Annotated in this window: 13 protein-coding genes; 6 read left to right on the forward strand and 7 right to left on the reverse strand. The window is 56.8% G+C overall.

The window, feature by feature from the left end; translation table 11 throughout:
- Nucleotides 1-110 precede the first annotated feature (110 nt).
- Complete coding sequence (locus ACT3UM_RS00995) at nucleotides 111-1,106, reverse strand: LysR family transcriptional regulator (protein WP_498895290.1); 996 nt, start codon at nucleotides 1,104-1,106, stop codon at nucleotides 111-113.
- A gap of 87 nt (nucleotides 1,107-1,193) precedes the next feature.
- Here ACT3UM_RS00995 and ACT3UM_RS01000 point away from each other — a divergent pair, with 87 nt between their 5' ends.
- A complete protein-coding gene (locus ACT3UM_RS01000; protein WP_498895292.1) occupies nucleotides 1,194-1,844 on the forward strand; it encodes a LysE family translocator in 651 nt (216 codons plus the stop codon).
- Nucleotides 1,845-1,937: 93 nt separating this feature from the next.
- On the opposite strand, the gene ACT3UM_RS01005 is transcribed toward ACT3UM_RS01000, so the two are convergent.
- Genes ACT3UM_RS01005 through ACT3UM_RS01020 form a run of 4 tightly spaced genes read right to left on the reverse strand, consistent with a single transcriptional unit; the run spans nucleotide 1,938 to nucleotide 7,098 of the window.
- Nucleotides 1,938-4,058 carry a TonB-dependent siderophore receptor gene (locus ACT3UM_RS01005; protein ID WP_498895294.1) on the reverse strand — a complete coding sequence of 707 codons (2,121 nt, stop codon included), beginning with the start codon at nucleotides 4,056-4,058 and terminating at the stop codon, nucleotides 1,938-1,940.
- 47 nt (nucleotides 4,059-4,105) lie between these two features.
- Entirely contained in the window at nucleotides 4,106-5,236 is a 1,131-nt protein-coding gene (locus ACT3UM_RS01010) for an ABC transporter substrate-binding protein (protein WP_498895296.1), read from the reverse strand.
- Between the two features lie 9 nt (nucleotides 5,237-5,245).
- Nucleotides 5,246-6,043: an ABC transporter ATP-binding protein gene (locus tag ACT3UM_RS01015; protein WP_498895298.1), complete on the reverse strand. Its 798-nt coding sequence runs from the start codon at nucleotides 6,041-6,043 to the stop codon at nucleotides 5,246-5,248.
- The gene (locus ACT3UM_RS01020) at nucleotides 6,040-7,098 is read right to left on the reverse strand and encodes a FecCD family ABC transporter permease (RefSeq protein WP_498895300.1); all 1,059 of its coding nucleotides are present in this window, start codon (nucleotides 7,096-7,098) and stop codon (nucleotides 6,040-6,042) included. The genes ACT3UM_RS01015 and ACT3UM_RS01020 overlap by 4 nt, the downstream gene beginning before the upstream one ends.
- A gap of 238 nt (nucleotides 7,099-7,336) precedes the next feature.
- Here ACT3UM_RS01020 and ACT3UM_RS01025 point away from each other — a divergent pair, with 238 nt between their 5' ends.
- From ACT3UM_RS01025 to ACT3UM_RS01040, 4 genes are all read left to right on the forward strand, one after another.
- Nucleotides 7,337-8,389 (forward strand): class I fructose-bisphosphate aldolase, encoded by a 1,053-nt coding sequence (locus ACT3UM_RS01025; RefSeq protein WP_498895302.1) that lies wholly within the window; start codon nucleotides 7,337-7,339, stop codon nucleotides 8,387-8,389.
- Between the two features lie 122 nt (nucleotides 8,390-8,511).
- Entirely contained in the window at nucleotides 8,512-8,787 is a 276-nt protein-coding gene (locus ACT3UM_RS01030) for a PAAR domain-containing protein (protein WP_498895304.1), read from the forward strand.
- Between the two features lie 201 nt (nucleotides 8,788-8,988).
- Nucleotides 8,989-9,450, forward strand: coding sequence for an Hsp20/alpha crystallin family protein (locus ACT3UM_RS01035; RefSeq protein ID WP_498895306.1), 462 nt, complete (start codon nucleotides 8,989-8,991; stop codon nucleotides 9,448-9,450).
- 37 nt (nucleotides 9,451-9,487) lie between these two features.
- Nucleotides 9,488-9,886 carry an Hsp20/alpha crystallin family protein gene (locus tag ACT3UM_RS01040; protein WP_498895308.1) on the forward strand — a complete coding sequence of 133 codons (399 nt, stop codon included), beginning with the start codon at nucleotides 9,488-9,490 and terminating at the stop codon, nucleotides 9,884-9,886.
- Between the two features lie 85 nt (nucleotides 9,887-9,971).
- Here the strand turns inward: ACT3UM_RS01040 and ACT3UM_RS01045 are convergent, their stop codons facing one another.
- Nucleotides 9,972-10,844 carry a PhzF family phenazine biosynthesis protein gene (locus ACT3UM_RS01045; RefSeq protein ID WP_498895310.1) on the reverse strand — a complete coding sequence of 291 codons (873 nt, stop codon included), beginning with the start codon at nucleotides 10,842-10,844 and terminating at the stop codon, nucleotides 9,972-9,974.
- On the reverse strand, nucleotides 10,831-11,043 hold the full coding sequence (locus tag ACT3UM_RS01050; RefSeq protein WP_498895312.1) for a YjiS-like domain-containing protein: 213 nt from the start codon (nucleotides 11,041-11,043) through the stop codon (nucleotides 10,831-10,833). The genes ACT3UM_RS01045 and ACT3UM_RS01050 overlap by 14 nt, the downstream gene beginning before the upstream one ends.
- Nucleotides 11,044-11,210: 167 nt before the next feature.
- On the opposite strand from ACT3UM_RS01050, the gene ACT3UM_RS01055 reads away from it, so the two are divergent.
- Nucleotides 11,211-12,644, forward strand: coding sequence for an aminotransferase-like domain-containing protein (locus ACT3UM_RS01055; RefSeq protein WP_498895314.1), 1,434 nt, complete (start codon nucleotides 11,211-11,213; stop codon nucleotides 12,642-12,644).
- Nucleotides 12,645-12,854: the final 210 nt, after the last annotated feature.

A 12,854-nucleotide genomic window follows, 5' to 3' on the forward strand; every position in this document is an offset into this window, starting at 1 on the left:
TGCTGCCGCCGCTTGAGGGGTAAGTGGCAGGAAAATATATCGTCGTTAATGTCAGTCTCGGTAACAAAGGACTGACTACGGCCACCTAACTTGACTCGCACTGCAGGGTACTAAAAGGACGCCTCAGGCGATTCGTAGGGAGGGGACGATAGCTCTAGTAGTTCCTGGGGTGGCTTTTTATACAAAGTGGGTTCCTGGCCCAGTCGCTCGGCCATGAAGCTGATAAAAGCACTCAGTTTTGGTGGCAGATACCGAGTTGGTGGATAAAGCACCCAGGCCTCGCCGCAATAATAATGGGTCTTGAATTCCCATTCCGGAAGTACTTGGACGATATGTCCCTGCTGCAACGCATGGCGAGCAGTGAAGTACGGCAAGCTGCCAATACCAAGGTGTTGCAAGACCGTATCCAGCCTTGCACCAGTGTGATTGACCGCATAGCGACCGTGCACATTGACGCTCACGTTCTTGCCGTTGCGCTGGAATTTCCAGCGGGAATCACCGGGCTCCTCGCCCAGAAAAATGCAATTGTGCACTTTCAAATCGTGCGGGTGCGCTGGTGTGCCGTGACGCTTGAGATAGTCCGGCGTCGCGCAAAGCATGTGGTCGATGTCAATGAGCTTTCGCCCCATAAGACCTGGTGAAGGGCGATCAGTAATGCGGATTGCCAGATCCACCTGATCATCAATCAAGTCCACATAGCTGTCATTGAGCTGTAACTGAACGTTGATTCTGGGATAACGCGTCAGGAAGTCAGGAATGTGGGGGTGAATGACGAAACGTCCTACCGCCTTCGGCACACTGACTCGTATTAGACCTTGTGGTTCTGGGTCGAACTGCCCGGAAACGGCCATCACGGCTTGCGCTGCGCTCACCATGTCCACGCAACGTCTATGAACCTCATACCCGCTTTCGCTTAGTCGCAGTTTGCGGGTCGTGCGCTGGAGCAACCGGGTACCCAGCGCCTTCTCCAGGCGGGCAACCGAGCGGCTGATTGCCGAGGGCGTTGCGCCCAACTGGCGTGCCGTTTCTGAAAAGCTGCCGGTTTCGACGACCTTGACGAAGACCGCCATTTCGCCCAACAGGGCGACCATCTGATTTGTGCTCATGAGGCAAAGAACATTTGAATTTACGTTGGATTATCGCAGCCGTTCTTTATCAATACAATTGATAGTCGATGAGAGAGGAGCGGATATATGACACCGGATTATCTGGCGGAATTTCTTGCCCTGGCCGCCATACACTTTCTTGCAGTCGTGGCGCCGGGGCCGGACTTCGCCGTCACGATTCGCCAGAGCGTACTCTATGGGAGGCGTCTAGGCATCGCTACGGCGGTCGGCATTGGTGCCGGTATCTCGGTACATGTGATCTATACCTTGCTGGGGGTCGGCGCGTTGATGCACACAACCCCCTGGCTACTGAGTGCGGCCGAGTTGGTGGGCGGAGCTTACCTGTTATATCTCGGCATCATGTTCATCCGGCAGGCAGGCAAGCACACAGCCGGGCTGGCGCTGGATGCCGCAGCCGAGACAGGGGCAAGGAGTTTTCACCAGTCGTTCGCGCTGGGGTTTCTGACCAATGCGACCAACCCCAAGGCGACGCTGTTTTTCCTGGCCGTGTTCACGACTGTGGTCAGTGATTCGACGCCATTGCGCATTCAAATGCTTTATGGCGGTTGGATGTGCCTGGTCAATGCCGGTTGGTTCGTGTTGGTCAGCCTTGTGTTTACCAGCCCACCTGTTCGCGAGCGATTTCTGCGTATCGGTCACTGGTTCGAGCGGTTGATGGGAGTGCTGCTCATCGCCTTTTCGATGCGTTTGGTGTGGGGGATTGGAGGAGTGATGTAACGCCAGACGTACTGTATCGGGCGTATTCAAGCACTATTCTTCCGGCTTTGGCAGCAGTCACATTTGGATGAAGCTACAAAGGCGATGAGTTGTTCAAAACTTAACCGACGCCTGCAGGCTAACTTCCAGCGGGTCACCGACCACTACCCGGGTGCTGCCGCCGCTGGAGGGGTAGTAAGTGGTGTCGAACAGGTTCTTGGCGTTGAGCTGCAGGTGCAGGTTGTCGCCCAGCCAAGGGGTATCCCAGCCGATAAAGGCATCGGCGACGGTGTAGGCGTCTAGCTGGAAACTATTGTCGGCGTCGCCTTCGCGCTCGCCCACGTAGCGTACTCCACCGCCCAGGCGCCAGTCACCCAATCCAGGTGCGGTGGTTAAGTCGTGCGCCAAGTAGAGGCTGGCGGTGTGGCGTGCGGCGTTAGTTAGCGCGTTGCCTTGGGTGCCTTCGGTGTCTTTGAGTACTTCGGTGTCGGTATAGGCGTACGCGCCTAGCAGTGAGAGCTGATCGGTCAACCGGCCGGAAACCGTTAGCTCTACACCCTGGGAGCCCGCTTCGCCTACCGTGCGGGTCACGCCGTTGTCGGAGACGGCAACATTCTCCTTGCGGATATCGAACAGCGCAACGGCCAACGAGAACTGGTCATTCCAGAGGTGTTTGACGCCGATTTCGCTGCCCATACTTTGTTCAGGATCCAGCGCTTTGCCGGTATCGCTATCGGCGCCATTGGGCACAAAAGCTTCACTGTAGCTAGCGTAAACGGATGTCTCCGGGCTCAAGCGATGCAGCAGGCTGACCGACGGCAGGAAAATATCGTCGCTGATATCGGTGGCGGTCACGAAGGGGCGGCCACGGCCACCAAACTGCTCGTAGTGGGCATAGCGCCCGCCTAGCCCCAGCGTCCAGCGGTCGTTGAAGTGCCAACGGTCATTGAGATAAACGCCGGTCGTATTAATCTCATCAAGGCGGTTGCTTCGCGAGGTGTTAAGGCTATCGCTATCCAGATTTAGACCGCCGTAGCTCATGTCGTATACATTTTGGTCGGTGACCGCTGTACCGCGATACACCTCGGCCAGATAATCCCGCTGGCGTTCATGATCCACACCGATAGTGAGATCGTGGCGCATGCCTGCCAGGGTGGCGCTACCCGAGGTGTCCCAGGCGGTATACTGTACGCGCCGGTCAAAGCCGTAGTTGGCATCGGCGCGGCGGGTTAGTGCACCGGTTTCTTCATCTACACGCAGTACCCGTGGCTGGCCATCGCTGTACTGGCGACGGTTCCAGCCGTAGGTCAAGCGTGTTGACCAGTTGGCGCTAAGATCCTGTTCCCACCAGGCGGTGACGGCTTCGTCGTGGCCATAAACGCGCGACCAAGGTTCGTCAAACCGCCGCTTGCGGGTTACTTCGGCAGGTTCGCCTCCGACAATCACCGTGCCGCGATCCAGATCCAAGTCGTAGTCGCGATACTCATAAGAGATCTGCGCACGGCTGTCGCTGCCTTCCCAGCGCAGCGAAGGGGCAACAATTGTGCGTCGGTCATTACCGAAGGCGCGAAAGGAGTCTTCATCTTCATGATGGACGATAAACCGGAACGCCAGGCCGCTATCGGCAAGCGGGCCGGTGATATCCACGCTGGCATTGCCGCCGCCCAAGGAGGTGGTTGCGGCGCTGATCTCGCGTTGCCACTGGTACTCCGGGCGTTTGGTGACCAGGTTGATCACCCCGCCAGGATCCTGCTGGCCTTGAAAGAGCGACGCTGGCCCCTTGAGTACTTCGACATGATCCACCGTTGCCATGGAGAAGGTACCGCGGGGCTGGCGGATGCCGTCGATCAGAATCGAGCCATCGCTGTTGCTGCCGAAACCGCGTTTGATAAAACCGTCTTCGGTGCCCCCCATATTGTTGCCTTCGGTGACCCCCGCGACCATCGCCATCGCCTCAGTGAGGCTGTCGATATTATGATCGGCCATCACCTGGGCGGTGACGGTTTCCACCGTGCGGGCCTCTTCCAGAAACGACACCGGCTGTTTGCTGGCCAAACTGGAGCGCTGGGCGCGATAGCTCTGCGGGGGCACGTCAGTGAGGCGATCTGAGGTGACGATCACTGTTTCTGAGACCGTTTCTGAAGCGGTCTCGTTGGCTTGTTGCGCGAAGGCATAGGGCAGAGGATTGAGCAGTAGCAGCGGCGAAAACAGCGCAATGGTTCGGGAGCGAAGCATGGGTGGTATCGATACTTTTTGTCGTCAGTGGGTTGAGGGAGGAGGTGTTATTGAGCGATGAGGGCTCCCCAGAAGCGGCCCTCGCGGCTTAGCGCTGCCGGGGTGGGTAGCAGGGCGTCGAAGGTGGCGGCCGGGTCGAGATCGCTAAACAGCGCGGGGTGCAGCCACTGGGCAATACGCTCCAGCGCCACAATGGCGAAGGGGCCTTGGTGGAAACCGTGCCAAAGCGCGTAGAACTGCCCTTGCTGAACGGCGCCGAGATGCTGCCAGCCGGGCAGTTCGAGGCTAAGCGAGCGCAGGTCTTGGGCAATCTCTGCATCGCTAATCCCAAGCCCCACGCTGATGCCATCGCCTGCTGCCCACTGCCCCGCGGTATTGATAACGACCTCGGGCGGGTGGCTCAGCACCCACTCGTTGCTTAGCGTTGCTGATGCGCCAGGGGCTAAGGCACCGGCAATATTATCGCCGCCTGCCCGGGCCACTAAGTCGGCAAGCCCGTTGCGTAGATTGGTGCGGCAGCAGTCAACTTTCACCCCAGGAGCGACATTGATGAGGACGGTGGGTGGGGATGCAGGAAGGTCTGCCAAGCGCCGGTCGATACGCGCCAAGCGCTGCTCAATCAAGGCAATCATCGCGCTGGCCCTGGGCGTTGCGTTTAATGCCTGGCCTAAAAGGGCAAGGCTTTTGGGCGTGTTCTCCAGCGGGTGACGGTTAAAGTCGATAAACAGATAGGCAATGCCCAGTTCGTCGAACAGCCGTGCCAACGGGGAACCTTCCACACTGCCCGCACGGGAGAGATCGAACAGCACTAGATCCGGCGCCAGGTTTAGCAGGGCTTCGCTATCGAGTTGAGGTGTCGGCGCGCTGGACAGCGTGGGCAGTTGGGCAAGTGCAGGCCACTGGGTACTAAAGCGCTGGGCCATAGCGGGGTCAAACACGGCCAGCGGATAAGCCCAGCCCGCCAAGTGCGGGGTTGGGTCATCCAGTAGCGATGCCAAGGCATACAGCTGGCGCGGCTGGGTAAGGAACAGCCGAGTCGGCGGCGCTGAGAGTGTCACCTGGCGGCCTGCTAAATCGGTGATTTGTTTAGGGAAACCCTCCGCAGGCTCACCTGCCAGGCATGCGGCAGTGCTTAACAAACTCATCCAACACAGCAAATTAATAGCCAAGCGGCGCATGTCGGTCTCCTAGGGGGTGTTCGCAGAGAGATGACTAACGCGATCGCTTAACACCACCGGACGCCCCAGCGAGCAGCGTTCGACCCGGGCCTCTACGCCATAGGCGGCGTGCAGTACGTCGGGGGTAATCACCGTGTGAGGGTCGCCGGCAGCCAGCAGACCGCCGTTGCCAAACAGCAGCACCTGGTCGCAGAAGCGCAGTGCCAGATTGATATCGTGGATCGCCATCAGGCAGACCGCCTGACGCTCCGCAATCACTGCGCGCACGGTATCGATCAGTGCCAGCTGCCAGCGCAGATCCAGCGCGCTGGTGGGCTCATCCAACAGTAATAGCGCGGGCTGGCGGGCAATCGCCTGTGCCAGGCCCACCATCTGACGCTGACCGCCGGAGAGCTCGCTCAACGGGCGCAGGGCGAGCGGGCGAATGGCCAGGGCATCAAAAACGCGCTCGATCAACGTGTCTATTTCTACACGGCTGAGATCGGGGCGGACGGCACGGCAGGCGCTAAGCACCGCTTCATAAGCGACCAGGGTGGTGGCCTGAGGGAGTGTTTGCGGTAAATAGCCCACATGGCGCATTCGCGCTGCACCGCTGAGGGTGGCGAGATCGATATCGTTAAGCTGCATTTGCCCGCAAGAAGGCTGCAAGCCCGCGATGGCCTTTAACAGGGTTGATTTGCCCACCGCATTGGGCCCCAGCACCGCGACCAGCGAACCGGGTGGCAGTGTGGGTAGGTTTAGCTGCTCAAAGACTCGTCGTTTGCGGTAGCCCGTCGTAACGTTGCTGAGCGTAAAACCGGCCTTCATCGTGCCCGCCCCTGCAGCATGATCAAGGCCATAAAGAAGGGGATGCCCACCAGCGAGGTCACCAGCCCTACCGGCAACACCAACCCATCGACCAGCGTTTTACTGGCGATGGAAGCAAGCGACAGCACCAGCGCCCCGGCCAGAGCGCTGCCCGGTAGGTAGAAACGGTGATCTTCACCCAGCGCCAGACGTGCCATATGCGGGCCCACCAGCCCAATAAAGCCAATGGTGCCCACAAACGCCACCGCGGCGGCAGCGAGTAGGCTCACTCTAAGCAGTGAGATAAGTCGCAAACGCTCAACCGCAATGCCGAAACTGCGCGCGTGTTCATCGCCCGAACGCAGTGCCGTCATTGCCCAGGCGCTGCGCAGCGAGAAGGGCAGGCAAACGGCCAAGACCGCCGCCACAATGGCGACCGTTTCCCAGGAAGCTCGCGATAGGCTGCCCATCGTCCAGAAAACGAGTTGCTGTAACGCATCGGGGCTGGCAATCAACTGCAAAAGCGCGACCAGCGCGTTGAGTACAAACACCAGCGCAATACCAAACAGCACGATGATTTCACGGCTGGCGCCGTAGAGGCGCGACAGCGCATTGATGGTCAAAATCGACGCCGCCGCAAATACAAACGCCATCAAGGCGGTGGCGTAGTGGGCATTTAAACCCAGCAGGGTGAGGTTAAAGACAATCACCAGCGAAACGCCCAGGGTCGCCGCCGCGCCCACGCCCAGGGTAAACGGGCTGGCCAGCGGGTTATTCAGCACCGTTTGCATCTCTGCCCCCGCCAAGCCTAGGGTAGCGCCTACCAGTACGGCCATGAGTGCTGCCGGCATACGGATTTCCCAGACAATGGCCTGCTGAATCGGGCCTTGAGCATGGGCATCAAACACCAGCGCGATTAAATCAGCCATTGGGATATGTGCAGGGCCACTGGCGATATCAGCTAGCAGAGAAATGACCAAGGCGATGGCTAACCCTGCGACAATCAGCAAGCGGGTAACGATAAAACGCCGATAGGAGGATGCCAACGGAGCTGCAAGTGGCGAAGAGGCGGGCATTGTAAAAGTTGTTTCCAGGTGAGAATACAAAGTTAGCAGGCTTAGTCTTATTTGCGACTAAAACTCATTCGTGATTATATTTTCATTCTTTAGTCGTAGCTTTGTCAACCGCTGGGCAACCTGGCGTTGCCTAATTGCCGTGCTGCTTCCACTATGTTCTATTTAAGGGTCAGGCTTTATTGAAGCGGCATATGGCCTACACTTACCTTTTGTTATGGACAAGTATAAGGAGTTCACCATGACCGATATAACCGCTCTGCTAGGCAGTGACGCCGATAGTCTGCTTAATCATACTTGTCAGGGTATTCGTCGTGAGGACTTGCATCTGCCGGGCCCGGATTTTATCGACCGTGTCATGGCTGATAGTGACCGCAGTCCAGCGGTATTACGCAATATGCAGAGCTTTTTTAACCATGGTCGCTTAGCGGGCACTGGCTATCTCAGCCTGTTGCCGGTGGATCAGGGGATTGAGCACTCGGCGGGCGCCTCGTTCGCGCCTAACCCGCGCTACTTCGACCCAGCTAATATCGTTGAACTGGCCCTCGAAGGGGGTTGCAACGGCGTCGCCTCGACGCTTGGGGTTCTCTCTTCCGTGGCGCGACGCTACGCACACAAAATCCCGATGATGTTGAAGCTGAATCATAACGAGACCCTGAGTTACCCGGCGATATACGACCAGACGCTATTTGCCGATGTGGAGCAAGCCCACGATATGGGCTGCGTGGCGGTGGGGGCGACGATTTACTTTGGCTCCCATGAAAGTCGTCGGCAAATCATGGAGATCAGCGAGGCCTTTGAGCGGGCCCACCAGTTGGGTATGGTCACAGTGCTGTGGGCCTATCTGCGCAACCCGGCCTTCAAACAGGACGGTACCGATTATCATGCCTCCGCCGACCTCACCAGCCAAGCCAACCACATGGCTGCAACCCTTAAAGCGGATATCGTCAAACAGAAACTGCCTGAGAACAACGGTGGCTATCGTGCTGTGGGCTTTGGTCATACCCACGATAAGGTTTATAACGAGCTGACCACGGATCACCCCATTGATCTAGCCCGTTACCAGGTCGCCAACTGTTTTATGGGTCGCGCAGGTTTGATTAATTCCGGCGGTGGTTCCAAGGGGCACTCCGATCTCGGCGAAGCGGTGCGCACGGCAGTGATCAACAAACGCGCGGGTGGGATGGGTCTGATTTCTGGGCGTAAGGCGTTTCAAAAACCGATGCAGGAAGGCGTTGAGCTGCTGCATGCGATCCAGGATGTCTATCTCTCTACCGACGTGACGGTCGCCTGATGGTTGGTAAGTGTTAACTGACGGACTTAAGTGAGGATCTGTAACCTTGCTGAATATTACTTAATATTGAATAATCGTCATATTGAAAGGTTTACAACGGCATACGCTTAAGGAGCTGTACGATGAGTGGAAAGCCAGCAGCACGTGTTACTGACCCTACTGCGTGCCCTAAACCAGGGCACGGCACAAACCCGTTGGTAAGTGGCTCGCCTGATGTTTTTTATGATGGGCTGTCTGCCGCAAGGTTAGACGATAAGTCGGCTTGTGGCAGTCCGATTACTAATGAAGTGTCGCCCACGGTGCTCGTCAATGGCAAACCTGCCGCTATTCTTGGCAGTGTGGGAGCCCACGGTAATACCGTAATCAGTGGGTCGGGAACAGTCATTATCGGTAAGTAGTGATTTCTGTCACTATTTCTTCAGTCACTATTTCTGTGGCGTTAACGGCGATTCAATAGCCCAAAAAATTGCCATCCAGACCCTTGAAAATTGATTGACCGCTCCTATTTTGCAAACTGTAGAGGCTGCTTCGGTGGAGTGGATAAGAGGCTGCCTCTTATCGCAATTCTCACAGTCTGCTTAACGTAGGAGGTGTTCGATATGTTCGATGATCTCAAGCGTTTTGAAACCGGTTCGCATCGACAGTTTGACTGGTTTAGTCAACTGCTGGACGGCTTCTTCCCCGACGGCAATGCGATGGATATTCGCGCGGTGCCGCGAGGTAGTTTCCCCATGATCAACGTGGCGCGTAGCGATGACGCTGTGCGTGTCTACGTGTTTGCGGCAGGGCTGGCACCTTCGGATCTCACTATTGATGTTCAAGATAATGTGCTGACGCTGCGTGGCAAGCGTGATGCTGTAACGGGAAGCAATGAGGATGGCAGCTCGCGCCCGATATTTCGCCGTGAGCGCGCCAGCGGTGAGTTCGTAAGGGCGATTGCGCTCCCCGACGGTTTAGATGCCGAGCGGGCAGAGGCCCGCCATGCCCATGGGGTGTTTGAGATCGTGCTGCCTAAACGGGAAGAGCTCAAGCCGCGGCGTATTGATGTTCAGGCGGCGTAAATCATGTTTTTTAACCTTGTAAAAGGAGGGATAAATCATGAATAACGTTGTTCGTTCATCCAACCACTCCCCGCTTTTACAGCGTGGTGAGGAGCAACATTCTCAAGAAACCCTGCTGCCAGCGGTGGATATTATTGAGGAGTCTAACGCGCTCAAACTGGTGGCGGATATGCCCGGCGTGACTAATGAAACGCTGAAAATAGAGCTCGACAACAACGTGCTGAGCTTGGAAGGTGAGATAGCGCTAAATATGCCCGAAGGGCTGAGCGCGCTGCACGCCGAGGTTCGCGGCCAGCGTTTTGCGCGGCGTTTTAACCTCAGTCACGAAGTGGACAGTGAGGCTATTACCGCCACTATCGTTAACGGCGTACTGACGCTAACGCTGCCCAAGAAAGATAGCCACCGCACACGCCGTATCGAAGTGCAGGCGGCCTGAGTGAGGCCTGGCCTCCGAGTAAAAACTGATTGAAAAGCCGAGTGTCCGCTAAATGGCGGGCACTCTTTTTTTGCGAGTCGATTAGCTATCTTTCCAGGTAAAACTCGCCTTTTCCCACCACTTTTGCGTTACCGCCCACCGTCACAAGGCCGGGCTTGATCTCGCCATTGGCGGCGGTATAGATAACGCTGGGCCGCCCCATTTCAACACCCTGATGAATCTTGCAGTGCAAGGCGTCTGGCTGCAGTGACGCCAGGTAGCCCGTCAACGCTGCGGCGGCGCTACCGGTAGCGGGGTCTTCGCAGATACTGGCGTGCATACAGAACATGCGGCTTTTAACGACGGTTTCTGCTTCGTTTGTCTGCTCCATCACATACAGATATATCTGCTCTGCACTGCTGGACATAACGGCATTCGCCCAGGTCGTCGTAGAGATATGGACGCTCTCTAGTGTTGCCACATCCGTTAGCTCAATTAAATGATAGGGCAGCCCGGAAGAGGCAATCACGGGATCACCAATCACCTGGTGGATGTCCAATCCCAGTAGCTCAACGGCGGTGGGGTGATCAATTGTACTGTCTGTGACCGTGGCGGGCTGGGCGGTAGTAAAGGTTGCTCTATCTTGTTCATAGCTCACCGCCAGCTCGCCGACGGGGGGCTGTAACACAACGCCTTGCCCGCGGTTCACTAAATCCAGTTCCCTTAGCAAATGCGCGGTGCCTACCGTGGGGTGCCCCGCAAAAGGGAGTTCACGAGTCGGCGTAAAGATCCGCATCGGGTAGTGATTCGGTTCAGTGGCAGAACTTAAAAACACCGTTTCGGCCAGGTTAAGCTCATTGGCCAAGGCCTGCATGGTACTGGCTGCCAACCCATCGGCATCCAGAAACACCGCCAATGGGTTGCCGGTAAACGGCTGGTCGGTAAAGACGTCGAGTAGGTAATACTCAGCGGTTTTCATAAGGCCTCTCATCTAGTGGTGTATGCTTCCAAAACGCTTTATGACCCTCTTTGAGCGCCTGTGTACGGTCAATGCCGATATCGTCAAGTAGTCTGTCATCAAGCGCCAGTAACTGACGGCGACTACGACGATAGTGACGGTACTGACGCAGTTGAGATCTTAGCTGATAACGAAGCTGAGTAAGGTTGAAGCGTGGCATGGCGGCTCTCCTTGAGTGCTAGGTGCCTAACCAGATTACTCAGTGCTACTGTTTGAATACAGATATAGGATTTATTATTTTCAGGATACAGAAGGGCGTGTTATACCTCTGTATGGTTGCTAGACAGGGCATCTGTATTGTTATCGGGCTATAGGCAGGAGGGTGTCATGACACGCTACGAGGAAGTCGCCAGCATTTTGCGCGAGCGTATTGAGCACGGTATTTACCGTGTGGGCGATCGCCTGCCCTCTATCCGTGCGGTGTGCCAGGAGCTGGACGTTAGTATTTCAACCGCGCAGGAAGCCTACCGGCAACTGATAGATGTGGCGTTGATCGAGTCGCGGCCTAAATCAGGCTACTTCGTGCTGCCTAGCCGCGTACCATCGGTGTTGCCATCGGTCTCACGACCCGCACAGCGCCCGCTGGATATTTCTCAATGGGATCAAGTGCTGGAGCTCGTCGCCACTCAGCGAGATGACGTACGGCTGCTTCTGGGGCGCGGTATACCGAATTTTGAATATGAGACGCTGCGACCGCTGTCTAAAATCCTTGCTGGCCTGCATCGCAGCAATGACCTGCACGGATTCAACTACGACAAGTTGAGCGGGAGCCCTGAACTTCGCCAACAGGTGGCGCGTCTGGCGATTGCCTCCGGCTGCTTGCTACACCCAGACGATATTATGGTGACCACCGGGTGTCAGGAGGCTCTTTCGATTGCGCTGCGCACGCTCACCCAGCCGGGTGATGTGGTGGCTGTCGATTCGCCCAGCTTTTACGGCACCATGCAGATCCTCAAGGCCAACGGCTTAAAAGCCCTGGAAATCCCCACCGATCCACAAACCGGCATCAGCCTGGAAGCCCTTGAACTGGCGTTGGAGCAGTGGCCGATTCGCGCGATACAGGTCACGCCCACTTACAACAACCCGCTGGGTTACACCATGCCTGAAGCACGCAAGCGGGCGCTGTTTCAGCTTGCTCAACGCTTCGACGTGGCGATTATTGAAGACGATATCTACGGCGATTTGTCGTTTACTCTACCTAGACCGCGCACCGTAAAATCCTTTGATGACGATGGGCGTGTGATGCTGTGCAGCGGCTTTTCCAAAACGGTCGGGCCAGGGCTGCGGGTGGGCTGGCTGGCGCCGGGTCGTTACCGTGATCAGGCACTGCATATGAAGTACGTCTCCACCGGCGCCTCGGCCACGCTGCCGCAGCTGGCAGTGGCGGAGTTCGTCGCCAAAGGCCACTACGAACGTCACGTCCGTTACGCCACCCGCCAATATCAGCGCCAGCGCGATATCATGATCAACTGGGTGCAGCGCTACTTCCCCAAGGGTGCAGGTATCAGCTACCCCCAAGGCAGTTTTTTGCTGTGGGTTGAGCTACCCGCCGCGGTGGACTGCGTACGCCTTAACCAGCGCTTGGCGCAGCACGCTATCCACGTAGCGCCGGGGTCGCTGTTTTCCGCCTCGGGCAAGTTTCGCCAGTGCCTGCGCTTGAACTACGCTTTTACGCTCACGCCTACCATTGAAGCGGCCGTGCGGACAGTGGGGGAGTTTGCCACCGAGATGGTGGAAGCGGCGCAGGAGCATGAGTGCTGAGGTTTACTAACCGCTTTTGAATCTCTCTGAACTGACGCCATTGAGGGCGAGCCGCCAAAAGAGGAACGACTGTGCAAACAACGTCTTGAGGTATAGCGGTCTGCTTAAAATCAGAGTATCAATTGAGCCCACTCTGGCCACAATTTTTAAGTTGAGAAGCGCAGATATAAGGCGCGTTCAGCGAACCGTAAGAGGGAGGTGATAATGTTG

The sequence above is a fragment of the Halomonas sp. AOP13-D3-9 genome, assembly GCF_052379125.1.
Lineage (GTDB): Bacteria > Pseudomonadota > Gammaproteobacteria > Pseudomonadales > Halomonadaceae > Vreelandella.

Bases quoted from the DNA above. Each gene is read 5' to 3' on its own strand.
- ACT3UM_RS00995 (WP_498895290.1), bottom strand. From the start codon at position 1,106: ATGAGCACAAATCAGATGGTCGCCCTGTTGGGCGAAATGGCGGTCTTC.
- ACT3UM_RS01000 (WP_498895292.1), top strand. From the start codon at position 1,194: ATGACACCGGATTATCTGGCGGAATTTCTTGCCCTGGCCGCCATACAC.
- ACT3UM_RS01005 (WP_498895294.1), bottom strand. From the start codon at position 4,058: ATGCTTCGCTCCCGAACCATTGCGCTGTTTTCGCCGCTGCTACTGCTC.
- ACT3UM_RS01010 (WP_498895296.1), bottom strand. From the start codon at position 5,236: ATGCGCCGCTTGGCTATTAATTTGCTGTGTTGGATGAGTTTGTTAAGC.
- ACT3UM_RS01015 (WP_498895298.1), bottom strand. From the start codon at position 6,043: ATGAAGGCCGGTTTTACGCTCAGCAACGTTACGACGGGCTACCGCAAA.
- ACT3UM_RS01020 (WP_498895300.1), bottom strand. From the start codon at position 7,098: ATGCCCGCCTCTTCGCCACTTGCAGCTCCGTTGGCATCCTCCTATCGG.
- ACT3UM_RS01025 (WP_498895302.1), top strand. From the start codon at position 7,337: ATGACCGATATAACCGCTCTGCTAGGCAGTGACGCCGATAGTCTGCTT.
- ACT3UM_RS01030 (WP_498895304.1), top strand. From the start codon at position 8,512: ATGAGTGGAAAGCCAGCAGCACGTGTTACTGACCCTACTGCGTGCCCT.
- ACT3UM_RS01035 (WP_498895306.1), top strand. From the start codon at position 8,989: ATGTTCGATGATCTCAAGCGTTTTGAAACCGGTTCGCATCGACAGTTT.
- ACT3UM_RS01040 (WP_498895308.1), top strand. From the start codon at position 9,488: ATGAATAACGTTGTTCGTTCATCCAACCACTCCCCGCTTTTACAGCGT.
- ACT3UM_RS01045 (WP_498895310.1), bottom strand. From the start codon at position 10,844: ATGAAAACCGCTGAGTATTACCTACTCGACGTCTTTACCGACCAGCCG.
- ACT3UM_RS01050 (WP_498895312.1), bottom strand. From the start codon at position 11,043: ATGCCACGCTTCAACCTTACTCAGCTTCGTTATCAGCTAAGATCTCAA.
- ACT3UM_RS01055 (WP_498895314.1), top strand. From the start codon at position 11,211: ATGACACGCTACGAGGAAGTCGCCAGCATTTTGCGCGAGCGTATTGAG.